The sequence below is a fragment of the Pyrodictium brockii genome (assembly GCF_055379715.1).
On the sequence record NZ_AP042401.1, the window covers coordinates 156,403 to 178,564 of the forward strand.

Below are 22,162 nucleotides of genomic sequence, written 5' to 3' on the forward strand. Positions count from 1 at the left end.
AAGAGGAATCAGCCTGGAGAGAAGAGCGGGAAGAGAGGTGCGAGAAGCATGCCCGGAACCATACCTCTAATCGGCGAGCGCTTCCCCGAGATGGAGGTCAACACCGACCGCGGCAGGATAAAGCTGCCCGATTACTTCAAGGGCAAGTGGTTCGTCCTCTTCAGCCACCCGGCCGACTTCACGCCGGTGTGCACTACCGAGTTCGTAGCCTTCGCCAAGAGGTACGAGGATTTCAAGAAGATAAACACTGAGCTGATAGGCCTCAGCGTCGACAACACATTCAGCCACATAAAGTGGAAGGAGTGGATCAAGGAGAAGCTGGGCGTCGAGATACCCTTCCCGATAATCGCCGACCCCATGGGCGAGGTAGCCAAGAAGCTCGGCATGATACACGCTGAGAGCGGCGTAGTCACCGTCCGCGCCGTCTTCATAGTGGACGACAAGGGCGTCATAAGGGCCATACTCTACTACCCACTGGACGTCGGCAGGAACATCGACGAGATACTGAGGCTGGTGCTGGCGCTCCAGCTGAACAGCAAGTACGGCCGCGCCCTGCCAGCCAACTGGCCGAACAACGAGCTCATAGGCGACAACCTGATAGTGCCGCCTGCATCCACCGAGCAGGAGGCGAAGGAGAGGGTGCAGAAGTTCAAGTGCTTCGACTGGTGGTTCTGCTACGAGGACAAGGCCAGCGCCGAGGAGAAGGAGCAGGCCAGGAAGTTCCTCAAGCGCGTCGCCAACTGCTAGCCTCGGCGGGGCCTACAGGCACCCCATACCTCCTACCGTGATTTTTACGGCCCCAGGGGCTCCCTCTCCTGCACGTACCTCTACTCGTTCCAGCCCATCCTAACGCCCTCCCGCCTCCTGACCCGGCTCCCGGGGGCTGCCTAGCCTTCTTTAGCCTCTAGCTCCTAGGGCCCCGGCACCCCTTACCCAGGGGGCTGGTGTGGCCGCCGGGCGGCTGATCATCCTCGTCGCGGGGATGCCGGGGAGCGGTAAGAGTCTCTTCTCCAGCGTCGCCCGGGAGATGGGGCTCCCGGTCTACGTGATGGGGGATGTGGTCCGGGAGGAGGCCCGGCGCCGGGGGCTGGAGCCAACCCCCTCCAACCTGAACATGGTTGCCCGCCTCCTCCGCAAGGAGGAGGGGCCCGCTGCCGTGGCGCTGAGGGTTGCGGGGAGGCTGGAGCGGGGCTCCTCGCCCGTCGTGGTGGTCGATGGCGTCCGGAGCCTGGTGGAGGTGGAGGTTTTCCAGAGGCTGGGCAGGGTTATCACGGTGGCTGTCCACGCGTCGCCGAGGACCCGGTTCGAGAGGCTCCGGAGGAGGGGTAGGCCGGGCGACCCCGGCAGCTGGGAGGAGTTCCGGGAGCGCGATATGACCGAGCTGAGCTTCAGCCTAGGGAGCGTGATAGCACTGGCCGACTATATGCTTGTGAACGAGGGCCCGGTGGAGGAGTTCCTGAAGGCCGCCCGGGGGCTCCTCGAGCGCCTCCTGGCCGAGGCGCCGCGGGAGCCTCCGGGCGGTTAGCCCTGCACCCTCACCCTCACCACCTCGCGGACCCGTAGGCTGGCCGCCGCTAGGGCCGCGTAGAGGGCCGCGGCGGCTAGGAAGAGCACCGTGTAGGCCTGGGGCAGGGGCACCTCGACCTCCGAGCCGTGGAGCAGTATCCTGGCCGAGTAGAGGCTCATCACGCTGCCCGCCACCGCGGGGCCCCACGCCGAGCCTAGGCTGCGGAAGAGCGTGTTGAGCCCGGTGGCCACGCCCATCGCCCCCCTGTCCACCGTGAATACCAGGATGTTTATCAGGGAGACGTTCAACAGGCTCATTCCCACTCCCGTCAGGGTGGTGAAGCCCACTATCCACCAGAGGCCCGCGCCCGTGGGGTTGTAGGCGAGGGCTGCGAGGCTCACCATGGAGATGAGGGCCCCGAGGCCCGCCACGGGCTTGGCCCCCGCCGCCACTATGGCGCGGCCCGCGAGGGGGCTCGTCACTATGCTTGCAAGGGCCACCGGGGCCATGAGGCTCCCTGCCTCGAAGGTCGTCCTGCCGTAGCCGTAGGGCGGGGGCATCTGGAGCAGGTAGGAGAGCGCCTGGCTCCTCATCTGGGCTGTGAAGCCTACGAGGAAGACGCCCATGTAGACGGCTACCACGTTTGCCTCCCGGAACAGCTCCAGCGGCACGAGGGGGTGCTCGGCGCGGCGCTCGTGGAGGATCAGCGCCGCAAGCACCGCTGCCGAGGCGGCGAAGAGGCCTAGCGTGTGGGGGGAGGCCCAGCCGGAGTAGGGCGCCATGGTCACTGCCGTCAGGCTGGCTGCAGCAGCCACCGCTAGCAGGACGGCGCCCACCACGTCCAGGCGGCCGGGGCTGCGGTACCTGCTCTCCCGGAGCATCCTGGCCGAGAGGGCTAGGAACGCCGCGGCGGGCACCGCCGCGGTGCGGTAGGTCCACTGCCAGCCCAGGCGCTGGTCTACGTAGCCGCCGAGGGGGAGGGCTATGGCCACGCCCACACCGAACATCGAGCTTATCAGCCCCTGGACCTGGGGCACCATTCGGGGCGGGAACTCCTCGCGGACCATGGTGAAGCCTAGGGGGAATATCGCCATCCCCACCCCCTGGAGGGCCCGGGCGGCTAGGAGGGCTGGGAAGCTCGGCGCGAACCCGGTGAGAGCCACCCCCGCGGTGTAGATGGCCAGTGCGGCCAGGAAGACTCTCTTCTTCCCGTGGATGTCACCGAGCCTCCCCATGACCGCTACGCTGGAGGCGGCGCTGAGGAGGTAGATGCTGAGCACCCAGCTAACACTGCTGGGGCTCACGTGGTACTGCTCCTGCACCGCGGGAAGGGCTGGGATGAGGGCCGCCTCGGTGTACATTACCAGCAGCGGGAGCGTGACGAGCAGGGCGGCCGCCTTCTTGGCGTAGGCTAGGTCGTAGCCCTCCTCCAGGACGCCCGGCCCCGCCAACGCCGTCTCGAGCGCCGAGGCATCGGACCCGAGGTAATAGGTGTTTCCGCGGAGGGAGATCCCGGGAACCCGGGACAAAAGATAAAACCAGTGTGCAGCTGGCGCGCCTATGCCGGGGCGTGCACCGCCTCCCCGCCCCCGGCGGGCTGCGGCAGCGCCGCCCCCTCCAGGCCCAGGGCCTCGGCCACCACGGCAGCCCTGGAGTATACGAGCATCCTAGCCCCCAGCTCCAGCCTCTCGGGGTCCACGTGGAGCAGGCCATCGACGTCCACCTGGACCACGCCGGCCTCACGGTAGAGGCGCAGCTCCGCCACCACGTCGCGGAGGGTGTAGCCGGGCGGCTGGAGCCCCGCCTCCTCGAGGCGCCGCAGGTCGTCGAGCAGCCGGTGGAGCCCGGCCGGCCCAGCGGCGAGCCTCGCGAGTATGTTGAGCCCCAGCTCCTCCGTGGCCTCCTCGGCGCCCAGGCCCTCCAGCAGCAGCCACGGTGGCCCGGACAGCGGCATCCTTGGCGTCACCTCCCCCGGGTATGGGATACTGCATTGACGGCGGGGGTTCTGGATGGCGGGCTAGTAGCTCCCGGGTATAGCGGCCGGGGGGCGTGGGAGGCTATCCGGCCCCGGCCTCCCCGGCCACCGGGAGGGGCGGTGAGGATCCAGGGATTATGCCTACCTCCCGGGGGTGACGAGTCCAGCCGAGCACCGAGCCCTCCTCCGCCTGGCCTCCCGGGTCCAGCTATAGGGGGCCGCGGGCTAGACACTACACCTCCCCGGGGGGTTTTCGTGACCGCGGACCAGCAGGGGCCTAAGCCGAGGAGCCTGGTAAAGTACCCGGTTGCTGTTATAGCCGACTGGGACGCCGACGGCGCCACCGCCGCCGCGATGATATACTATGCGCAGCACTACCGGAAGGTCTACCCGCTCCAGGGCCGTCACGAGGTCGCGCTGGAGCCGGCTGGGCCGAGGGGCTTCCCCACCGCGCTGGAGAACGTGACGGCCAGCGGCAACTGCCCCGACGCCCTGGCGGTGCTAGATATACCGCTCACCGAGAAGCTCTACGAGACGCTGGAGGGCTTCGCCAGGAGCTGCTCCTCCACAAGGCTGATATACATTGACCACCACTTCTCCACCCTCTACATGTCCAAGAGGCTCTACAAGCTGAGCGAGGAGGTCTACCTAGGCCACAGGCCCACCGCGGTGCTGACCTACCAGCTCCTCCGAAGCCTTGGGGTGAAGCACCTCACCCCCAGGCTGGAGGCCTTCATGAGGGCCGTGGGCGTGCTGGAGAGGAGCAGGAGGCCCCTGACAGATGCCGAGAAGAGGGTGGTGAGGCTGGCCGCCAGCATCTCCAAGGCCTCCACGGTGCTCCGCGACAAGGAGGTGTGGAGGAAGCTTGTCCGCTGGCTGGCCAGCCCGCTGCCCCAGGACACGCCGGTGGACATGAACCTGGTGGAGCGGGTGATACGGGTAGCGGAGGAGAGCGACCGGAGGATGGAGGACCTGGCGAAGGACCTGGCCTTCTCGGCCAGGCGGGTCGGCTACGTGAGGCTCGTGGACGCCCGCCGCCGCTGGAGCGGGAGGGGCGCGAGCGCGCTGGCCTCGAAGCTCTACAAGATACTCCGCCAGCCCGTCGCGCTGCTCGTGGAGAGGGATGACGGCGCGCTGCTCCTCATAATCCGCAGCAGGGGCCGCGGCGCATACAGGATGGCCGTAGGGCTCCTCCGTGACGGGGTAGCGGAGAACATTGGAGGCCACAGCGGCATCGCGGTGATAAAGCTGAGGGACGGCGTGGACCTCGCCGAGCTCGAGGACAGGCTCCGGAGGCTCAGCCTAAAGCTCTAGGCCTCCCGGGGGGCAGGGAGCCCTGGGGGATGAGGTGCCCTGGGGATGCACCTCCACAGAGCCCCCCGGGAGCCCGGGGCTGTGGAGACCGGACACCTCGCCGACCCCGCCGCCCTTAGCTCGCGTACCGTGGCACACGCCTCTTGATGCCGGGCATCCTAGGCCTCGTGGCCAGGGGCTGGAGGAGAGGGCTGCCGGTGGAAAAGACGAGGCGAGGCTGGCCCTCGGCTACTCCAGGCTAGCCCTTGGGCTCCGTGGCTCCCTCAAGCCTGACGCTGAGCGGGACTAGGTCCTTGACGTGCAGGTCTAGCTGCGGGAACGGTATCTCCACACCGGCCTCGTCGAGCCTCTTCTTCAGCGACGTCTGCAGCTGCACCTTGGTGCTGAACCAGACCTGGGGCGGGGCCCAGCAGCGGGCCGTTATCACTATGGCGGAGTCTGCGTAGTTGGATACGAACACCTCCGGTGCGGGGTTGACGAGGCAGTATGGGTGCTCGTCCATCAGCTCCCTTATAACACTCATTGCCTTGTCCAGGTCGCTGCCGTAGCTGATGCCTATGCTTATCTCTACCCTCCTAGCCCTGGTGCGCTGGTAGTTGGTTATCAGCTCGTTGAATACTGTCGAGTTCGGTATTCTCACTATATAGCCGTCCCATGTCCTCACTCTGGTGGAGAGGATGTTTATATCGACTACAACGCCGCTCACATCCTTCACGGTTACAGGATCGCCTATCCGTAGCGGCTGCTCTATGAGCAGGAAGATGCCGCTAACCAGGTTCGACACCGCCTGCTGGGAGGCCAGACCAACCACGAGGCCTGCGAAGCCGCCCGCCACCAGTAGGCCGGAGAGGCTCACCCCGAGGGGGGCGAGGGCGGCCACCACCCCGGTGACTATAATGCCGTAGAACGCTATGTTCTCCAGCGGCTTGTAGACATAGCTCGGCAGCTTGTGCTGGAGACTCCTCCTCATAACCTGCCTTATGAACAGCGCTATCAGTATAGTGGCGACCAGTATTGCCAGCGCCACAAGCATGTCGCCAAGCCTTACACCTGATAGGTTTAGGGAGGGTGCGGAGCCCGAGGCCACGGCGACCACCCGCAGTCAATACCCCTCAGATGGTCACCACGAAGACCTGTGGCAGTATGCCCCTCTGGCGGCTGCGCTGGACCCCCCGCGCCCCCTCCACCGGGGGCCTCTGGTCAACCCTCGAGGATACCCTTGAAGCGCCCACCTCGGCCCTCACCAGGGGGTAGTAGACCCTGCCGTCCTTCACGTAGAGGGGTATGTCCGCCACGTGGAAGCCCACCCCGGGCACCCTGCCGGGCGCCCCCCTGAACTCTATGGCTGCGAGGGCCTCCTCCATGCCGGCCTGCAGCTCCCTGGGGTCGGTGGAGGCTCTGGAGCGGTGGTAGCGGCACACAGTGCCCTCGACGACGTCGCCTACCAGCGTGTACTTGACGCGGAGGGGCGAGAGGTAGCCGAGCAGGACACCGTTAGCGTAGATAGCTAGCTCATAGGGCACTGTGGCCCAGAAGACGGCGTGCTCGCCGGGGGTTACCAGCTGCTCCTCGAACTCCAGGTAGAGGCAGTTAGTCATCTGGGAGGGCACGTGGACCGGAGGCACGGGCTCCAGGCGGGCCGCCGCGCCACGGGGCAGCCTGGCTCTTATGCAGTTGTAGCCGTCGCAGGCTTCGAGGAGCCCGTTCGTGCCGAGCTTCGCCTCCAGCCTGCCGAGGCTCAGCTCCCCGCCGGGCTCCAGTGTCAGCCGGGGCTGCTCCCCGCCGGCGGGCGGAGGGCCTCCCTCATGATGGCCTCCGCCGGTCCCCGACATCCTCCACATGCCCGAGAACAGCATTATCCCTGGCTTCACCCCATTCCTAGCTAGCTGCTCTCCGGCCCTCGGCTACGCCGAGCCAGTGCTATGAGCAGCTAAATACATTACTATATTTTCGGCGGATCCCGTACTGCAGCTGGACAGGGCAGAGCCATGGCTGTCGGGAAGGGCGTTGAGGGGTCGAGAGGGGCTAGGGGACGCGGCCAAGGGCCCGCCTTTGGGCTCCGCGACGCCGGGCTCATAGGCGTTGTCGGCGCCGCCGGCCTCGTGGCGGGTGCCGCGGGGAACGCGCTGACGGGCTCCGCGATGGGCGCGGCGACGGTTGGCTGGCTCTTCACCAGCCTGGCCGGGGACTCCCTGGCCCACCGGCTGGGGAGGCGCCGGGTCTTCCACCTGCTAGTGGTCTCGGGCATCGTGTGGGTGGCCGCCATGGGGTTCCTCCGGGCGGCTGCCGGGGGCCAGGGCGCCGCGGCAGCAGCTGCGGCCGCGGCCTTGGCTGCTACAGCCGGGCTGCTCCGCTCCAAGGTGGCAGGGGCCTCGGGCGAGATTGTGGGGGTGTTCGCATCCATAGCCCGCTGGGCCTGGGTCTTCACAGCCGTTGCGGGGCCCGCCCTGCTGCTCGCCTACGGGCTCTCGCCGAGCCGCGTCCTGCTGGAGGAGGCGGCGCTGGCTCTCAGCGTGGGGCCGCTGGCGGAGGAGCTGTTCTGGGCGGCGGCTGGGCGCAGCGGCTAGGGCCCATGGCGCTCATGACCGCTCAGAACCCGGTTATAGGAATGCTTAATAACACCGTTTTTAGATGCTGGGCTAACGGTGCCACCGGGCCTTGGAGGAGTTCTACCCCCGGGAGATCGAGAAGCTCTACAGCGAGGCGGCGCTCGCCCGCCTAGCGCTCCAGGCGGCCCTCGAGAAGCTCTCGAGGGCTGTCGAGGCCGATGTGGCGATAGCCGGCGGCGGGCCGGCGGGGCTCACCCTCGCCTGGCTCCTGGCCGAGCAGGGGCTCCGCGTCACCCTCGTTGAGCGGAGGCTGGGCACTGGCGGCGGCATGCGGGGCGGCTCAATGCTGCTCCCGGTGGGCCTCGTCGAGGAGGGGCTGGCGGCGGAGGTGCTCCGGAAAGCCGGCGTGAGGCTGAGCCTGGCCGCGGATGGCATCTACACGTTCGACCCTATGGAGGCGGCGGCCAGGCTCACCGTCCGCGCCCTGGAAGCCGGTGCGGTCATACTCCCGGGCGTGGAGGTGGAGGACCTCATAGTGAAGGGTGACGGTGGCTCGGCCCGGGTAGCGGGGCTCGTGGTCAACTGGGCCCCGGTGTCGGAGGCCGGCTGGCACGTAGACCCCCTCTTCATAGAGGCTAGGGCCGTAGTGGACGCCACCGGCCACGACGCGGCCCTCGCCCGGCTGCTGGAGAGGAGGCTCCCCGGGAGCATCAGGGTGCCCGGCATGTCGAGCCTCGACGTCTGGACTGGTGAGCGCCAGGTGGTCGAGCGCACGGGCGAGGTGTTCCCCGGCCTCTACGCCGCCGGCATGTCGGTGGCCGAGATATACAACACGAGGCGCATGGGCCCCGTTTTCGGGGGCATGATAGCCTCCGCGGCCAAGCTGGCCCGGATTCTCTCCGAGAAGCTCACGGGCAGGAGCATAGGCCTCCCCGAGGTGAAGGCTCATGGCTAAGACTATAATGATGTCCGCGAGGAGCGGCTCCACACCCGAGGAGATCGAGAAGCTGGCCAAGCTCGAGGGCCTCCCGGTGGAGAAGCTCAGGACGAGGATCGCCGAGGGTAGGATAGCGATACTCCGGAACGTCAGGCGCCTGGACCGGGTGAAGATTGTGGGCGTGGGGGAGGGCCTCTTCACCAAGGTTAACGTCAACCTGGGCACTAGCGGCACGGTAGTGGACGTGGATATGGAGCTGGAGAAGGCCAGGATAGCGCGGCGCTACGGGAGCGACACCGTGATGGACCTGAGCATGGGCGGGTCCCTGGACGAGATAAGGAGGAAGATAATGAGGGAGGCCGAGCCCCTCCCCCTGGGCACTGTGCCGACCTACCAGGCGTGGGTCGAGGGCATCCGCAAGTACGGCGGCCTCACCATGCCCAGCGACTGGTTCCTCGGGATAGTGGAGAGGCAGCTGCGGGACGGGGTAGACTACATGACCATACACGCTGCGCTGACCAGGGAGCTGGCGCTGAAGGCTGTCCGGAGCAGCAGGGTCATACCGATAACGAGCAGGGGCGGGGCGCTGCTGGCTGCATGGATGCTGGAGAACGGGGAGGAGAACCCCTATAGGAAGCACTGGGACTACCTCCTGGAGCTCTTCGCCGAGTACGACGCGGTGATAAGTGTCGGTGACAGCCTCAGGCCGGGCGCGCTGGCGGACCAGCACGACGAGTTCCAGGTGGGGGAGCTGATCGAGGCCGCCAGGCTGGTGAGGAGCGCCAGGGAGGCGGGGGTGCAGACTATAGTCGAGGGCCCGGGGCACATGACGCTCGACCAGATACCGGCCAACGTGAGGCTGATGAAGGCGCTGACCGGGGGCGCGCCCTACTACGTGCTCGGCCCCCTGGTCACCGATATAGCTATGGGCTATGACCACATAGCCTTCGCTATAGGCGGTGCGGTCGCCGCCGCCAGCGGCGCTGACTACCTATGCTACGTGACGCCCGCCGAGCACCTCAGCCTGCCCAACCCCGAGCAGGTGAAGGAGGGCCTCATAGCGGCCAAGATAGCCGCCCACGCGGCGGACCTGGCCAAGTACGGGGCCCGGGCTGCGAGGCGGGACGCGGAGCTGAGCCTGCTCCGCGCCCGGCTCGACTGGGAGAGGATGTGGAGCTACGCGCTGGACCCGGAGCACGCGAAGAAGATATACAGCCAGTTCCCCTCGGCCACCAGGGCCTGCAACATGTGCGGCCAGTACTGCGCCTGCCTAGTGCTGGGCAAGTTCGCCCGGGGCAGGAGGGAGCCAAGCGCCGAGGAGCTCCTCCGCCGCTTCAACGACGGCGGCAGCGAGGCCATGGAGGCGCTGGAGAGGCTCCCCGCCCCCTAGCCCCCGTAATTTTACCCCGCGCCCCCGGGCCCCGGGGACCCGGGGGGTCACGAGGCCGCTGTGCCGCGGCTCCTCTACTACGCGCTGCTCAGCGGGCTACATGCCAGCCTCCCCCAGGCCGAGCTGAGGGGCATACTGGAGGCGCTGGGCCACCGGTACCGGGTTGTGGAGGAGCTGGACCAGCTGGTGGTTTTCGAGTGCAGCTGCGGCAGCAGCCGGGGGGTGGCGTGGAGGGCCGGGCTGGTGCACGAGACCGGCAGGGTGCTGGCCGTCTCTGAGGCCAGGCTGGGCGACGTGCTCGACGCGGCGGCCTACATAGACTGGTGCAGCCTCGCGGGCCCCGGGGACCGGGTGCGGTTCGAGCTCCACCGGGTCCGGGGCTATGCCCGGGCCAGCCTCCCCGACGACGCGGCGAGGAGGCTCGCGGCCGAGGCCGCGCCCCTGCTCCGGCGCTGCGGCGCCGAGGCCGGGGCGAGGAGCCCCACTAGGACGGTGAGGCTGCTGGTCACGGAGGGCGTCGCCGTGCTCGGGCTCAGGGAGGACGAGCAGCCCAAGAGGATGCTGGAGGGCCACCGGCCCCAGAGGAGGCCCTTCTTCCACCCCGGCAGCCTCGACCCCAGGCTGGCCAGGCTCTTCGTCAACCTCGCCCGCGCCGCGCCGCCCGGGCCCTACCTCGACCCCTTCTGCGGCACGGGCGGCTTCGCCCTGGAGGCCCAGGAGATGGGGATAGAGACGCTCTGCGGCGAGCTCTCCGGGAGGCTGGCGGAGGGGGCATGGGTGAACCTGCGCGCCTACCCGCTGGACGCGCTCTCAACCCCGGCCCAGTGGGACGCGGCGAGGCTCCCCCTGAGGAGCGGGAGCGTGCAGAGCATAGGCACCGACCCCCCTTACGGCAGGAGCGTCTCGCTCCACGGTAGGCCGCTCGGGGAGCTGCTTGAGGGCTTCCTGGCCGAGGCCTCCAGGGTGCTGCGGCCCGGGGGCTTCCTCGCCTACGCCACCCCCCACTGGGCTGAGGAGAGGGCGGTCGAGGCGACCGAGGCCAGCGGGCTCAGGCTGGTGGAGAGGCACTACATGAGGGTCCACGGCAGCCTCACACGGGTCATAGTGGTGGCGCGGAAGCCCGGCTAGAGGGTCCTCACGTCTACCAGCCCCGGGGGTATGTGGACGTAGACCTGGTCCCCGGGGCCCGGCAGGCGGCCGAGGAGGGCCAGGAGGGGCCCCCGGGCCTGCTCGCTCCTCAGCACGAGGCCCCCGACCTCTAGTAGGAGGCGCACACCATGCCGGGTCACAACGGCCTCGGCGACCCGGGCCCGGTAGGTGTTGGTCCTAGCCACGGGCCTGGCGGAGACAACCAGGTCGTCGGGCCTCAGGGCGACCAGCACCCTGGAGCCCGGCTCCAGCCCATCCACGGCTGCCTCCAGCAGCCCGAGGCCGGGAGCCTCTAGGGAAGCCCGGCCCCCCTCCGCCCGGAGCACCCGGGCCTCGAGCACCATGTAGCCTAGGAACTCCGCCACCCCGTGCCTCAGCGGCCTCAAGGCCAGATCCCCGGGGCTAGCCTCGGCTACCACGCGGCCCGAGTCGAGGACAGCTATCCTATCCCCCAGGGCCCAGGCGTCGGAGAAGCTGTGGGTCACGATCACTGCTGGAACATTCAGCCTCCGGAGGAGGCTGCGCAGCTCGGAGCGTAGTCTCTCCCTGCTAGGCGCGTCTAGAGCGCTGAAGGGCTCGTCGAGGAGGAGTAGCCTGGGCTCTACTGCGAGGGCTCTGGCGAGCGCCACCCGCTGCCTCTCGCCGCCGCTCAGCTCCGCGGGCCTGCGGTCGAGGAGATGCTCTATCCCGAGGACCCCGGCGACCCCCCGCACCCTCCTGTCCACATCCTCCCCGGGGCAGCGGCGGGCCCGGAGGCCGAAGGCAATGTTCTCGTAGACAGTCATGTGGGGGAAAAGCCCATAATCCTGAGGAACATAGGCGACGCCTCGCCTCTCTGGGGGCGTATTCACCCTCGGGGGAGCGCTGGAGTAGACGGTCTCCCCGGAGACCACTATCCTCCCACGGCTCGGCTTGACAAGCCCCGCCACGGTCTCTAGCAGCGTGGTCTTCCCAGCCCCGTTGGGCCCGAGCACGACGAGTATTGAGGGCTCCTCCAGCTCCAGGCTCACACCCCGGAGCACGAGGCGGCTCTTACGCTTCACCCAGAGATCCTCCACCCGGAGGGCCGGGGCGGGCGCCATCCCTAGGTCTACACCTCCTCGAGCACTAGCATAGTTGCCACCGATGCGCCTGCCACGAGGACCGAGACCGCCATGAGAGCCACCGCTAGGTCCAGCTCCCCGCCGCTTATGGAGAGGTAGATCGCTATCGGCAGGGTCTCTGTCCGGAGCCTCGTGGCCCCCGCGAGCGTGACGGAGGCGCCGAACTCGCCGAGGGCCCTGGTGAAGGAGAGCAGGAGGGCTGAGAGCACCCCGCGGCGCGCCAGGGGGAGGGATACATGGATGAGCGTCTGGAGCCTCGTATACCCCAGTGTCCGTGCCACCGCCTCGTACCTGGGGTCCACCGAGGCGAAACTGCTCTTGAGGACTCTCAGGGCTATGGGGTAGACCACGAAGAACTGTGCTACCACGAGCCCTCTGGGGGTGAAGACCACCCGTAGGAGGCGGTCTAGCAGGCTTCCCGGCCCCGTGTTGGTGAAGAATATGAGGAGTGCTGCGCCCACGGCCACCGGCGGCATGCCGAAGGGGATCAGGAGCAGTGTCTCTAGAGCCTTGCCCCCGGGCAGGAGGCCGCGCGCCATAGCGTAGGCTACCGGTATGCCGAGCAGGACGGCTAGTATCGCCACGGCGAGGGCGGTGGAGACACTGAGCCATATAGCGTAGAGGGCCTCCTTCGACGCCAGGGCAGCTGCGACAGCGGATGGGCTGCTCCAGGCGAAGACGGAGACTAGCACGGCAAGGGTGGCCGCCGCCAGCAGCACCGCGGGGGCGCTGAGGACTAGCCCGCCGAGCCTCACCCTCCGGGCCACCTCCCCGCCACGGCTGGAGCCTCGGGGCCGGACTAAGCACCTTAAAGGCGCCAGGAGGCCTTGCAGGGAACCGGGCCCTCCATGGCCGGGCGGTTTGGCCTCCTCACCCACAAGCAGGCCAGGGTACTGGCCCTACGGGAGGGAAGGGGGCTTGGCTTCTCGGAGATAGCGAGGCTGCTAGGCACGACGAGGCAGGATGCTGCAGCCACCTACCGGAGAGCGTTGGCGAACGTGGAGGCCGCCAGGGAGACTCTGAGGGTCTACCGGCTAGCGACCGGCATAGTGGTCGAGGCTGTAAAGGGGATACCCCTTGACAGCCTCGTGGAGAAGCTGCTGAGGGAGGCGGACTCGCGGGGGGTGAAGCTGCGCTGGGCCAGGGCGGAGCTACGCATCCTCCTCCACGGCCTTCTCCGCGACTACCTCGAGGGCTCAAGGCTCTCCAGGCCCCTGGCGCTCGTAGCAGGGAAGGATGGAAGCATCGAGGCGTACCCCCTCGAGGAGGCTAGGCGCGTGCTCAAAGCCCTAGATGCCGGCGGCTCCAGCCCCTAGCCGCCCGAGTGCTGCAGCCTCTCCTCAACCTCCTCGATGCTCGGTATACTAGCGCCCGGCGCCACCTTCCAAACCTCCTGAGGGCTCGTGAAGTAGTGGTATTTACTCCACACCTTCCTAGCGTAGTCAGACCCGGTGACGAACTCTATGAACCTCCTGGCCGCCTCAGGGTTCCTGCTAGTTTTCAGCACTCCTATCGCTATGTAGCTGGCCTCCGGCACCTGGCCAGGCTTCAGCCACACGACCTCCACCCTGCCAGGGTACCAGTAGCCTGCAACATGCCAGCCTATCGCCGCGTCTACAGCCCCGGTAGCCACGAGGGCTACTAGCTTCGCGAAGTTCTCAGCGTAGACGACTATATTTCTCCTAGCCTGAGGCCAGAGCCCGTTATGCTTGAGCACCTCCACCGCATACTGACCCACCACAACATGGCTGGGATCTCCTATAGCCACGCGGATACCGGGCTTCAGCAGGTCCGCGAGCCCCCGGACCCCGGCCGGGTTGCCCTGAGGCACCAGTATTACGGGGACCAGGTAGGCTACGGGTCTGACGCTGTCAGGGCGGACGAGGCCATCGAGCACAGCCATAGCCATGTAGAGGGGCGAGGCCGAGGCGTAGACGTCGCCCCGCCGCGACATCCTTATCATGGCGTAGAGCCTGCCCGAGGACCCGTAGATCGCGTTCACCTTTATCCCTGTCTCGTGTTCGAACTCCTTTATTATCTCCTCCCAGGGCTTCTCGGCGGCCGCGCAGAGGTAGACGGTGATCTCCCCCCTCCCGCCTGGACTGAGGACTCTAGAGCCGCCGTAAACGTGGAGCGTTGCCACCAATGCGGCTGCTGCGAGGGCGGCGAGCAGTGCTGGCAGCCGCCTGGCCAAGTAAACTCCACCAGATTCACAATACAGTATCACGCAAATAAAAGCGTTACCAACCTAAGTAAATATCGCAATATTTACATGTAATTAATAATGCTTACTGGAGCCCCCCGGTACCCTATACCCCCGCTGCTTCAGGCAGCGGAGGACCGCGCCGCCCACCTCCTCGTAGTAGCCGCCCGGGGCGAGCACGTACCTGAACAGCTTGACCCCGCGGCCCCGGTAGATGCCCGCAACATTCTCGACGGCGTCGGGGGCTGAGGGGTAGCGGTTGACGGCGGCAAACACCTCCATAGGGTGCCGGGGCCTCGGCTCCGGCCGCTCCGCGGGCTTGCCGATGCAAAGCCCCACCACGGGGACAACGTAGCGGGGCAGGTTTAGTATCTCCGCGACCCTGCAGGGGTCGGCGTAGAGCGCGACGAAGACTATCCCGTAGCCCAGCGTCTCAGCCGCCAGCGCCGCCCAGCCGGAGGCTATGCCGGCGTCGAGCACGCCCACGATGAAGTGCCCGAGGCCTGGCTCGGCAGGCTCCACGCCCACGCTCCGGGACGCCTCGATGAGCTTACGGTAGTCCACGCTGAACACTAGGAAGACGGGCGCCTGGGCCACGTGCTCCTGGCCGCCAACAGCCTCCGACAGCCTCCTCTTAAGCTCGGGATCAGTGACGGCGGTCACTACGATCGGCTGGAGGTTCCACGAGCTGGGCGCCCGGCGGGCGGCCTCGAGGATCCGCTCCAGGTCCCCCTGATCCAGGGGCTCGGGCAGGAACTTCCTGACACTGGCGTGGCTGCCTATAACGTCCAGGCAGCTCCTGCACTGCACGGCTGGGGTCCTCCGGGGCCCGGGGGAGGAGGTCTTAGTGGTCTAAACGTCTCCGCCGCGCCTGCCCACAGCCGCAGCCCTGAGGAGGGGGGAGTCCTGGGCGGCTGCGTGGCCGGGCTCGATGACGGGTTCTTCCAGCGGGGGTGGCGCCGCACCCTCCTCGCGCTCGCTGTCCACTGCAGGAGGGAGGGTAGCCTCTGCCCCTGCCGGGTCCTCCTGGACACTGTCGAGGTCGACGGGCTTGACGCGACCTGGAAGGCTGCCCGGCTAGTCCGCCGGGCCCTCGGGGAGGGGTTCCGGCTCGAGGCGGTGCTGACCGACACGGTGGTGTTCGCGGGCTTCAACATCCTCGACCCGGAGAGGCTGTACCGTGAGACCGGGGTCCCTGCCGTGGCCGTCTACATGTACCCGCCTCGCCGCGAGGCGGTGGAGAGGGCGCTCCGCCTCCACTTCCCGGATTGGAGGGAGAGGCTAGCCGTGCTGGAGGAGGCCTGGTCCAGGCTACGCTCCGCCGAGTGCAGGAGGGGGCGCCTCCTCCTAGCAGCTTACGGCATGGAGCCGAGGGATGCGTGGAGGCTGGCGTGCAGCCTCCAGCTCTACACGAGGCACCCGGAGCCCCTCTTCACAGCCCACCAGGCAGCCTCCATGCTGTCAAGGACCCTGGGCCCCCTCTAGCAGCGGGCGCCAGAGGCGCTCATGACAGCCGATAATCCTTTAGATTCAGCATTACACTACTACTATATCGAATGTTGCACTCATGCAAAGCATTTTTACCTTATGCTTAGCACCCGTTTACGAGGAACTGTTGACCGAGAGCAGGGTTGATAACGTGGCCAAGCGGATTCTCGTCTTGGGAGGAGGAACAGGGGGCTATGTTGCTGCGCGCAAGCTTGCTGAGGCTGCGAGGAAGCAGGGCCTAGACCTTGAAGTCACTGTTGTGGCTGATGAGCCTTGGCACGACTTCCGCCCCCTCTACGCCGATGTTGCCTTCGGGACTGCTGTGCCGGATGAGGTTCGCGCCTCTATTGTTGATGCTGGTAGGAGGTTTGGCTTCAGGGTGCTGGTTGACCGGGTTACCCGGATTGATGCCGGCGAGAGGGCTGTTGAGACTGAGAAGGGTGGGAGGCTGGGCTACGACTACCTCGTCGTGAGCCTGGGGGTCCGCTACGGCTGGGAGGCCTACCCAGGCCTAGACCGCTACGGGTACCACAACTACACGCTCGAGGGGGCCACCGAGCTAGGTAAGGCACTAGCCAGGTTCAAGGGCGGGAGGATAGTCCTACTAGTACCCGAGACGCCTCACCGCTGCGGCATGTACCCCTACGAGGCGGTAACGCAGCTTGCAGAGACTATGAAGAACCGCGGCATAAAGGCCGAGGTGGTGCTGCTCACACGGGAAAGGACGGGGAAGCCGCTGGCCGCGCTTGGCACAGACGTGTCCAGGGTGTGGTGGGAGAAGATACAGGCTGCTGGCGTGGAGATGGTGCAGCATGACGGTAATGTCGAGGTTGATGGTGAGAGGGGTGTTGTTCGTGCGGGGAATGTTGAGGAGAGGTATGATTTGTTGATTAAGGTGCCTCCTAGTAGGCTTCCGGAGCCCCTGGCCAGGAGTGAGGGCTTCCAGCTCAAGCAGGATCCGAGGTGGGCGCCGGTGAGGCCCAGGAACTTCCGCCACCCAGACTACGACGACGTATTCATGGTGGGAGAGCACTCCATGCCGCCCGCGGGGCTGCCGACTGCGGGTATCCCAGTGCACTTTGCAGCCGACTACGCAGCCGACCAGATAATCAGCGAGATAACCGGCGGCTACCCGGTGGCAGGGTACGCAAAGACCATGACCTGCGTCGGCTACTGGGGCACCTCGGGCTACGCGGGCACATGCGAGATCCGGTACGACGAGAAGGAACAGCGCAACAAGCTCTACTGCTACACCATAATGACCTCCCCCATTATAAGGCTTATGAAGGAGGCTTTCTACAAGTCATGGATAGCCGCAATGAAGTAGCACTATGCGAGGGTGAGCCAGGATGACCGCCCAGGTCCAGGAGGCTGAGGGAGAGGAGAAGCTCAACCTCGACGAGGAGAGCATGAAGGCCCTGGAGGAGCTCGTAGAGGTCGCTGTATACCTCAAGAGGAGCGGCATACTCGACATGCTGAGAATTATAGCGGAGAAGGGCATGGACCTGCTCGCCATGATCAGCAACGACCCCGCCATATACAGGGCAATGACCGTTGTTGACGCCGCCTCCAGGGGGATGCTCCGCCTCCACCCGGAGGAGGTAATCTCGGCGAAGATGAACCTCGAGAAGATCAGCGAGTGCACGCTGCGCTCGCTAGCCTCCGCCGACCCCGCCAAGGCCAAGCCAGTAGGCCTCTTCGGCCTGCTAGGAGCCCTAAGCGACAAGAACGTGCAGAAAGGCCTCGGCCTATTGATAGAGGTCGCCAGGAACCTGGGCGCCTGCACCTCCCGGGGAGAGGGCTGAACGCCCTACGCAAGGCGTGAACCTCCTTCTTTTAGCCTCCAGAGGCCCGCCGCCTCACCTCCCTCTATACCCGGTGCGCGTGCGGGATGCAGAGCCTCCGCAGGATAGGTGGGAGGGCGTACCTCCTCCCGGGGAGCCCCAACACGGTGATAGTAGCCGGCTCCTCCGGCGCCGTGGTTGTCGACCCCGGCATCGGCGAGGGCCGTGGCACGGCGATCCAGGAGGCCCTCCGGGGGCTGGGCCTCGGGCTAGAGGCTGTGGTGCTGACCCACGGGCACAGCGACCACCTGGCGGCGGCGCCGGGGCTCGGGGGCCCGGTGTATGCGGCGAGGCTCTGCAGGGGCCTCGTCGAGTCCAGCGTACTCCGCCGCCTCGTAGTCTACGGCGGCCTTGTCACGGAGAGGCTCGCCGCCATGCCCATGGTGGAGCTGCGGGTGGACCGGGAGGTTGAACCCGGGGAGGGGCTGCCGGAGGGGCTTCGCTCCATCCCGCTGCCGGGGCACACGCCGGGCCACTTGGGGGTGGTGGATGAGGAGTCTCGGGTGGTGGCCGCCGGCGACGCTGTGCTGGGGGAGAGGGTGCTGGCGAGGTTCGGCGTGCCCTTTGCAGCCGACCTGGAGGGCTGGGTCCGGAGCCTGGAGAGGCTGCGGGAGCTGGCGGAGGAGGGCTACACGATAGTCCCCGGCCACGGCCCGGTGGCCCGGGGGCGCCGCGCCGCCGCCATGGTGGAGGCTAATATCGCCGCGGTGGAGAAGCTGCGGGGCTGGGTGCTCGAGAGGCTGCGGGAGAAGCCCCTGACCCTCGAGAAGCTCACCTACATGGCCACGGTTTCGCTGGGGTCGGCGGAGCCGACGCCGAGGCAGCTCATGCTGAACCGTACCGCGCTGGCATCGCTGCTCGCCTGGCTGGAGAGGGAGGGCCTCGTGGAGCCGGAGACGGGCGAGGAGGGGGTTGTCTGGAGGGCGCGGGGCCAGCAGCCTAGGTGAGGGAGGGCCGGGCCGTGGGCCCGATAGTGGACACCTGCCTGTTGGAGGCGTAGCGGGCCGGCCGGGATTCGAACCCGGGACCAACGGGTTAAAAGCCCGCCGCTCTGCCAGGCTGAGCTACCGGCCCTCCATGGAGACTCACCGGCCGCCACGCCGGGCCTTATTAGGGTTAGGGGCTAGGGTTCCAGGGGTTCGCCCTCCCCCTCCCCCAGCGCCTCCCCCGGGGACGGCCACCTGGCCTAGGAGGCGGCGGAGCCGGGGGTCTCTGGAGAGGGCCTCCACGATGGTCTCGGGGTCGGCTGCGAGGCTTATCATCCTGGTTTTCCCGTAGCGGCCGCGGTTCACAACCCTCGCCGAGAGTACGCCGAGCATGTCCAGCTCGTTCACTATGTCGCTCACCCTGCGCTGCGTCACGCTCTCCACCCCTAGGGCGCTGGCCAGTTCCCGGTAGACGCTGTAGAGCTCGCCCGTGGTGGTGTAGCTCCTGCCCGCCGCGGCTATCACCGCGGCTAGGACGAGGCGGGCGTGGAGCGGGAGAGTTGAGACCACCTCGTAGACCCGGTCCCTCTCCAGCTGTCCCCAGGCCTTCTTGACATGCTCCACCGTTACCCTGGGAGCGTTCTCCCTCTCCGCCACCTCGCCCGCCACGCGGAGAAGGTCGAGGGCGCGGCGGGCGTCGCCGTGCTCCCTCGCCGCGAGGGCCGCACAGTAGCTTATGACCGACTCGTCGACGGCGCCTGGCTGGAAGGCCTCCCGGGCCCGCTCCCAGAGGATGTCGCGGAGCTGCTCAGCGTTGTAGGGAGGGAAGACAACCTCCTCCTCTCCGAGGCTGCTGCGGACCCGGGCGTCAAGCATCTCGACAAACTTCACGTCGTTCGTAATCCCCACTATGGATACCTTCGCCGCGTCCCGGGGCAGCTCGTAGCCTATGCGTGTAAGCTTGTAGAGCAGGTCATCCCCCTTCCTCCGGACAAGCCAGTCCACCTCATCAAGCACCACTATCAGGACGCCGCTGGCCCTGGAGAGGGCGCGGACGAGCCGGGTGTAGACCTCGGCGGTGGAGAGCCCGGTGAAGGGGACCCGGAGCCCTATACTGGATGCTATGTCTACGAGCACCTTGTAGGGCGTATCCCGCTGCCTAGTATTAACGTAGGCGTACCTCACGTCCACCCCCAGCTGCCTCGCCTTCGCCTCCAGCCGGCGGAGCACGTAGAGGGTTACAGCCGTCTTACCCGTGCCCGTCAACCCGTAGATGAAGAGGTTGTTGGGCCTACTGTTCCTCAGCGCCTGGGCGAGGACGCTAGCTACCCTCCGTATCTCGTTCTCCCTGTGAGGCAACCTGTCCGGGATATAGTCGGGGTTCAGTATGTCCCTGTTGCGGAATATCCTGGACTCCACCACTCGATCAAAGATCTCGTCCAATATGTCCTCCACTAGAGCCCCCACATCTAGTGCTTCGGCTGGAGCGCTTTGGCCGGGTTAAAGCCCCGAGGGCCCGGTAGGAGGCTCCCGGAGCCGCCAAGCGGGGTGGTACAGGGGAGGAGCCGGGGTGCTACCGGCTGCCGGGGAACCCGGAGGGGCTGGAGAACGCGGGGCTCCGGGAGAGGCTGGTGGGGGTGGTGGACCGGCCGGGATTTGAACCCGGGACCTCTCGGATGCCAACCGAGCGCTCTTCCAGGCTGAGCTACCGGCCCACCCTCCTGCCAGGGGAGGGTCTCAGCCATGCCGACCCCGGGAGGCCGGGACATTTTATAAGCCTTGTGGCGGGCCCGGGCCTGGGCCGGATAGGATTAATATAGGGAGCCCAGGGCACCGGGCCACCATGGACTATGCGGGTCCTGGAGGCTGGGGCGCTGAAGGCCCCGGCCAGAAGCCCCATGCACGCCAGCCGGGAGACCCACTGACAGGCATCAGTCCGCCCATGACGATCATGGCAGCCGTGCGGAGGGAGGTGGTGTACCTCGGTTCAGATACCCCTTGACTACGTCTGCGTTAAGAGCGGCGTTCTCTGCCCCAGGTGCCAGGGCCTCATCGACAGCGGCGTTGTGGATGAGCGTGAAGTAGATATAATGAAGGCTCTTATAGAGCTTGAGGAGGACGAGGGCATGCGGATACTGAAGAAAGCCACCTACTACAAGGCCTACTTCATAGACGACGACATGGTTATAATAGTGATGGACCTCGGTGTCGGCACGAGCGTGCCCGTGTTCACGAAGTACGCCAGGGAGCTTGAGCAGCGGCTGAGGGAAAGGCTCGGGAAGAGGGTCAAGATCATACCGAAGGCCAGCGACGTGAGGGGCCTCGCCACCCACTTGCTCTACCCGGTAAGGATACTGGGCGTCAACACGCTCTGGCTGCCCGATGGCAGCATAGAGTACGTCGTGAGGATACCGAGGAGGGATGAGAGGAGGCTGGGTAAAGCCAAGGAGATGTACGAGAGGATACTCAGCGAGCTGCTAGGCAAGAAGACCAGGATAAAGTCGGGCTACTAGGCCGGCCGGGCTCTTTCTTCACCCCTGGAGGGGCGGGCAGCCTCCTCCCCCGCTGCGCCCCTGGGCGTCCTTCCGCCCACCCTACACGCAGCCCGGGGGCTCGGCCAGCTCACGGAGGAGGAGGGTGGCATACATACCCCTCTCGAGGCTGAATCTCACCGCCAGCCTGCAGCCGGGCAGCCGCGCCGCGGCCAGCCCCTGGGGAGTCGTGTAGACGGGGCGCCAGTAGGGCCGGAGCCTGGGGAGCCCCGGAGGCGGCTTGGCCAGGTCCTCGGGGCTCAAGCCGATCGAGCCGATGGCCTCCTCGAGGAGCTCCCGGGCAGCCCCGCCAGTGCCGAGCCGGTAGCCTATCCCGGGCACCGGGGCGTAGGGCCTCCCGCCGAGAAGCCTCTCCCCGGGCAGCTTCTCCCCGAGGCTGTGGCCCATGGATATGCGGAGGCTTAGATAGCGGTTGAAGATGTAGGCCTGGAGCGCGGCCAGCTGCAGCTCTAGAACCTGCCGGGGGACCAGGTGCCGGAGCCACCCAGGGCCCTTGGCCCCGGCGGCCCGGGCCTCGTAGAGCCTGGATCCGCTGCAGCCGGGGGCGCGCCAGAGGCTGCGCCTGCACCTCCTCGCCGCGGGCGACTCGTCGGGGTAGGGGCTGGCGAGCAGCTCCCGGGCGTAGGCGGCTTGGTCGCCGCGCAGGAGGGCTAGGCCCTGGAGGTGGGTGTCCGGCCTCCTGGTGCCGAAGCGCTGGTAGCCGTAGTACGCCGGGAGCCTCGCGGCCCGGAGGCTCTCCAGGGCCTCCTCCAGCTCCCTGCAGGAGCCGAGAGGCTCAAGGACTATGGTGAACCTGTTGCCCCTCAGCACCCCGCGGCGGGGGCAGCGGCTGGCCCTCCCGAGGAGCCGGGCCCAGAGCCTGCCGGGCACCGTGACGAGCACCGGGGGGTCGCGGGGGCAGGGGAGGCAGGCGTACTGGAGCGTAGTCGCCTCCGTGTCCTTGAGCCCGGCTATCATCGCCGCCTCCGCCGGCGCGCCTATGAGCCTCGCCAGGAGCCTCGCGGCCGCGCCGCTGGGGAGCCCCCTCTTGGCGAGGAGGTAGACGCAGTAGCGGCCCCGGGGCTCTAGGGCCAGCTCCGGCTCCTCCGCCACGATGAAGCTCCTCTCGCGGGGTTTCGCCACGCAGGCCAGGGGCTCGCCGCAGCGTACCCGGTACTCGAGGCCTAGGAGGAGGTCTAGCGGGTTCCTGCTCCTGCAGAGCCCTATAGCCCACCGCCCCCGGCGG

23 protein-coding genes and 2 tRNA genes are annotated in these 22,162 nt (G+C 67.2%); 13 read left to right on the top strand and 12 right to left on the bottom strand.

Features of this window, described 5'->3' with window-relative positions; translation table 11 throughout:
• Window positions 1–48: 48 nt before the first annotated feature.
• A complete protein-coding gene (locus ACZ42Y_RS00895; RefSeq protein ID WP_058370217.1) occupies window positions 49–747 on the top strand; it encodes a peroxiredoxin in 699 nt (232 codons plus the stop codon).
• A gap of 199 nt (window positions 748–946) precedes the next feature.
• Window positions 947–1,525, top strand: a complete 579-nt coding sequence (locus tag ACZ42Y_RS00900; RefSeq protein WP_269082796.1) for an AAA family ATPase — start codon at window positions 947–949, stop codon at window positions 1,523–1,525.
• On the opposite strand, the gene ACZ42Y_RS00905 is transcribed toward ACZ42Y_RS00900, so the two are convergent.
• Together ACZ42Y_RS00905 and ACZ42Y_RS00910 are read right to left on the bottom strand one after the other, a co-directional pair.
• Window positions 1,522–2,958, bottom strand: a complete 1,437-nt coding sequence (locus ACZ42Y_RS00905) for an MFS transporter (protein WP_201783068.1) — start codon at window positions 2,956–2,958, stop codon at window positions 1,522–1,524. The genes ACZ42Y_RS00900 and ACZ42Y_RS00905 overlap by 4 nt on opposite strands.
• A 107-nt stretch (window positions 2,959–3,065) precedes the next feature.
• Complete coding sequence (locus tag ACZ42Y_RS00910; protein ID WP_058370216.1) at window positions 3,066–3,461, bottom strand: hypothetical protein; 396 nt, start codon at window positions 3,459–3,461, stop codon at window positions 3,066–3,068.
• A gap of 276 nt (window positions 3,462–3,737) precedes the next feature.
• Here ACZ42Y_RS00910 and ACZ42Y_RS00915 point away from each other — a divergent pair, with 276 nt between their 5' ends.
• Window positions 3,738–4,796, top strand: a complete 1,059-nt coding sequence (locus tag ACZ42Y_RS00915; RefSeq protein WP_058370215.1) for a hypothetical protein — start codon at window positions 3,738–3,740, stop codon at window positions 4,794–4,796.
• Between the two features lie 238 nt (window positions 4,797–5,034).
• Here the strand turns inward: ACZ42Y_RS00915 and ACZ42Y_RS00920 are convergent, their stop codons facing one another.
• Complete coding sequence (locus tag ACZ42Y_RS00920) at window positions 5,035–5,892, bottom strand: mechanosensitive ion channel family protein (RefSeq protein WP_058370214.1); 858 nt, start codon at window positions 5,890–5,892, stop codon at window positions 5,035–5,037.
• 16 nt (window positions 5,893–5,908) lie between these two features.
• Window positions 5,909–6,628, bottom strand: a complete 720-nt coding sequence (locus ACZ42Y_RS00925; RefSeq protein ID WP_464735524.1) for a DUF432 domain-containing protein — start codon at window positions 6,626–6,628, stop codon at window positions 5,909–5,911.
• 156 nt (window positions 6,629–6,784) lie between these two features.
• Here ACZ42Y_RS00925 and ACZ42Y_RS00930 point away from each other — a divergent pair, with 156 nt between their 5' ends.
• The 4 genes from ACZ42Y_RS00930 (at window position 6,785) to ACZ42Y_RS00945 (ending at window position 10,800) form a co-directional block, all read left to right on the top strand.
• Window positions 6,785–7,363, top strand: a complete 579-nt coding sequence (locus ACZ42Y_RS00930) for a hypothetical protein (protein WP_058370212.1) — start codon at window positions 6,785–6,787, stop codon at window positions 7,361–7,363.
• Window positions 7,364–7,454: 91 nt separating this feature from the next.
• Window positions 7,455–8,300, top strand: a complete 846-nt coding sequence (locus ACZ42Y_RS00935; protein ID WP_058370211.1) for a sulfide-dependent adenosine diphosphate thiazole synthase — start codon at window positions 7,455–7,457, stop codon at window positions 8,298–8,300.
• Window positions 8,293–9,672, top strand: a complete 1,380-nt coding sequence (gene thiC, locus ACZ42Y_RS00940; RefSeq protein ID WP_058370210.1) for a phosphomethylpyrimidine synthase ThiC — start codon at window positions 8,293–8,295, stop codon at window positions 9,670–9,672. The genes ACZ42Y_RS00935 and thiC overlap by 8 nt, the downstream gene beginning before the upstream one ends.
• Before the next feature lie 60 nt (window positions 9,673–9,732).
• Window positions 9,733–10,800, top strand: a complete 1,068-nt coding sequence (locus ACZ42Y_RS00945; protein ID WP_058370209.1) for a TRM11 family SAM-dependent methyltransferase — start codon at window positions 9,733–9,735, stop codon at window positions 10,798–10,800.
• Here the strand turns inward: ACZ42Y_RS00945 and ACZ42Y_RS00950 are convergent.
• Entirely contained in the window at window positions 10,797–11,903 is a 1,107-nt protein-coding gene (locus tag ACZ42Y_RS00950; protein WP_058370208.1) for an ABC transporter ATP-binding protein, read from the bottom strand. The two genes, ACZ42Y_RS00945 and ACZ42Y_RS00950, sit on opposite strands and share 4 nt — an antisense overlap.
• Window positions 11,904–11,911: 8 nt before the next feature.
• Window positions 11,912–12,691 (bottom strand): molybdate ABC transporter permease subunit, encoded by a 780-nt coding sequence (locus ACZ42Y_RS00955; protein ID WP_058370207.1) that lies wholly within the window; start codon window positions 12,689–12,691, stop codon window positions 11,912–11,914.
• An 81-nt stretch (window positions 12,692–12,772) separates the two neighbouring features.
• On the opposite strand from ACZ42Y_RS00955, the gene ACZ42Y_RS00960 reads away from it, so the two are divergent.
• The gene (locus ACZ42Y_RS00960) at window positions 12,773–13,240 is read left to right on the top strand and encodes a Tfx family DNA-binding protein (protein WP_058370206.1); all 468 of its coding nucleotides are present in this window, start codon (window positions 12,773–12,775) and stop codon (window positions 13,238–13,240) included.
• Here the strand turns inward: ACZ42Y_RS00960 and modA are convergent.
• Both modA and ACZ42Y_RS00970 read right to left on the bottom strand, forming a co-directional pair.
• Window positions 13,237–14,118, bottom strand: a complete 882-nt coding sequence (modA, locus tag ACZ42Y_RS00965; RefSeq protein ID WP_058370205.1) for a molybdate ABC transporter substrate-binding protein — start codon at window positions 14,116–14,118, stop codon at window positions 13,237–13,239. The genes ACZ42Y_RS00960 and modA overlap by 4 nt on opposite strands.
• An 84-nt stretch (window positions 14,119–14,202) precedes the next feature.
• A complete protein-coding gene (locus tag ACZ42Y_RS00970; protein WP_464735525.1) occupies window positions 14,203–14,937 on the bottom strand; it encodes a nitroreductase family protein in 735 nt (244 codons plus the stop codon).
• Window positions 14,938–15,045: 108 nt separating this feature from the next.
• Here ACZ42Y_RS00970 and ACZ42Y_RS00975 point away from each other — a divergent pair, with 108 nt between their 5' ends.
• The 4 genes from ACZ42Y_RS00975 (at window position 15,046) to ACZ42Y_RS00990 (ending at window position 18,406) form a co-directional block, all read left to right on the top strand.
• Entirely contained in the window at window positions 15,046–15,612 is a 567-nt protein-coding gene (locus ACZ42Y_RS00975; protein ID WP_058370203.1) for an endonuclease dU, read from the top strand.
• Between the two features lie 130 nt (window positions 15,613–15,742).
• Window positions 15,743–16,942 (top strand): NAD(P)/FAD-dependent oxidoreductase, encoded by a 1,200-nt coding sequence (locus ACZ42Y_RS00980; RefSeq protein ID WP_464735526.1) that lies wholly within the window; start codon window positions 15,743–15,745, stop codon window positions 16,940–16,942.
• Between the two features lie 22 nt (window positions 16,943–16,964).
• Entirely contained in the window at window positions 16,965–17,420 is a 456-nt protein-coding gene (locus tag ACZ42Y_RS00985) for a helical membrane plugin domain-containing protein (protein ID WP_464735527.1), read from the top strand.
• An 86-nt stretch (window positions 17,421–17,506) separates the two neighbouring features.
• Window positions 17,507–18,406 (top strand): MBL fold metallo-hydrolase, encoded by a 900-nt coding sequence (locus ACZ42Y_RS00990; protein WP_464735528.1) that lies wholly within the window; start codon window positions 17,507–17,509, stop codon window positions 18,404–18,406.
• 53 nt (window positions 18,407–18,459) lie between these two features.
• On the opposite strand, the gene ACZ42Y_RS00995 is transcribed toward ACZ42Y_RS00990, so the two are convergent.
• From ACZ42Y_RS00995 to ACZ42Y_RS01005, 3 genes are all read right to left on the bottom strand, one after another.
• Window positions 18,460–18,533: transfer RNA gene (locus ACZ42Y_RS00995), tRNA-Lys, on the bottom strand.
• A gap of 11 nt (window positions 18,534–18,544) precedes the next feature.
• On the bottom strand, window positions 18,545–19,840 hold the full coding sequence (locus ACZ42Y_RS01000) for a Cdc6/Cdc18 family protein (RefSeq protein WP_464735529.1): 1,296 nt from the start codon (window positions 19,838–19,840) through the stop codon (window positions 18,545–18,547).
• Between the two features lie 183 nt (window positions 19,841–20,023).
• Window positions 20,024–20,100, bottom strand: a tRNA-Ala gene (locus ACZ42Y_RS01005).
• A 351-nt stretch (window positions 20,101–20,451) separates the two neighbouring features.
• On the opposite strand from ACZ42Y_RS01005, the gene ACZ42Y_RS01010 reads away from it, so the two are divergent.
• Complete coding sequence (locus ACZ42Y_RS01010; RefSeq protein WP_236698090.1) at window positions 20,452–20,898, top strand: transcription elongation factor; 447 nt, start codon at window positions 20,452–20,454, stop codon at window positions 20,896–20,898.
• Window positions 20,899–20,979: 81 nt separating this feature from the next.
• Here ACZ42Y_RS01010 and truD read toward each other — a convergent pair whose 3' ends face one another.
• Window positions 20,980–22,143, bottom strand: a complete 1,164-nt coding sequence (gene truD / locus ACZ42Y_RS01015) for a tRNA pseudouridine(13) synthase TruD (protein WP_083494416.1) — start codon at window positions 22,141–22,143, stop codon at window positions 20,980–20,982.
• Between the last annotated feature and the right edge of the window lie 19 nt (window positions 22,144–22,162).

What these genes read in the sequence shown, in the direction of transcription:
- ACZ42Y_RS00895 (WP_058370217.1), top strand. Translation starts at nt 49, where the DNA reads ATGCCCGGAACCATACCTCTAATCGGCGAGCGCTTCCCCGAGATGGAG.
- ACZ42Y_RS00910 (WP_058370216.1), bottom strand. Translation starts at nt 3,461, where the DNA reads ATGCCGCTGTCCGGGCCACCGTGGCTGCTGCTGGAGGGCCTGGGCGCC.
- ACZ42Y_RS00925 (WP_464735524.1), bottom strand. Translation starts at nt 6,628, where the DNA reads ATGTCGGGGACCGGCGGAGGCCATCATGAGGGAGGCCCTCCGCCCGCC.
- ACZ42Y_RS00930 (WP_058370212.1), top strand. Translation starts at nt 6,785, where the DNA reads ATGGCTGTCGGGAAGGGCGTTGAGGGGTCGAGAGGGGCTAGGGGACGC.
- thiC (WP_058370210.1), top strand. Translation starts at nt 8,293, where the DNA reads ATGGCTAAGACTATAATGATGTCCGCGAGGAGCGGCTCCACACCCGAG.
- ACZ42Y_RS00950 (WP_058370208.1), bottom strand. Translation starts at nt 11,903, where the DNA reads ATGGCGCCCGCCCCGGCCCTCCGGGTGGAGGATCTCTGGGTGAAGCGT.
- ACZ42Y_RS00960 (WP_058370206.1), top strand. Translation starts at nt 12,773, where the DNA reads ATGGCCGGGCGGTTTGGCCTCCTCACCCACAAGCAGGCCAGGGTACTG.
- ACZ42Y_RS00985 (WP_464735527.1), top strand. Translation starts at nt 16,965, where the DNA reads ATGACCGCCCAGGTCCAGGAGGCTGAGGGAGAGGAGAAGCTCAACCTC.
- ACZ42Y_RS00990 (WP_464735528.1), top strand. Translation starts at nt 17,507, where the DNA reads ATGCAGAGCCTCCGCAGGATAGGTGGGAGGGCGTACCTCCTCCCGGGG.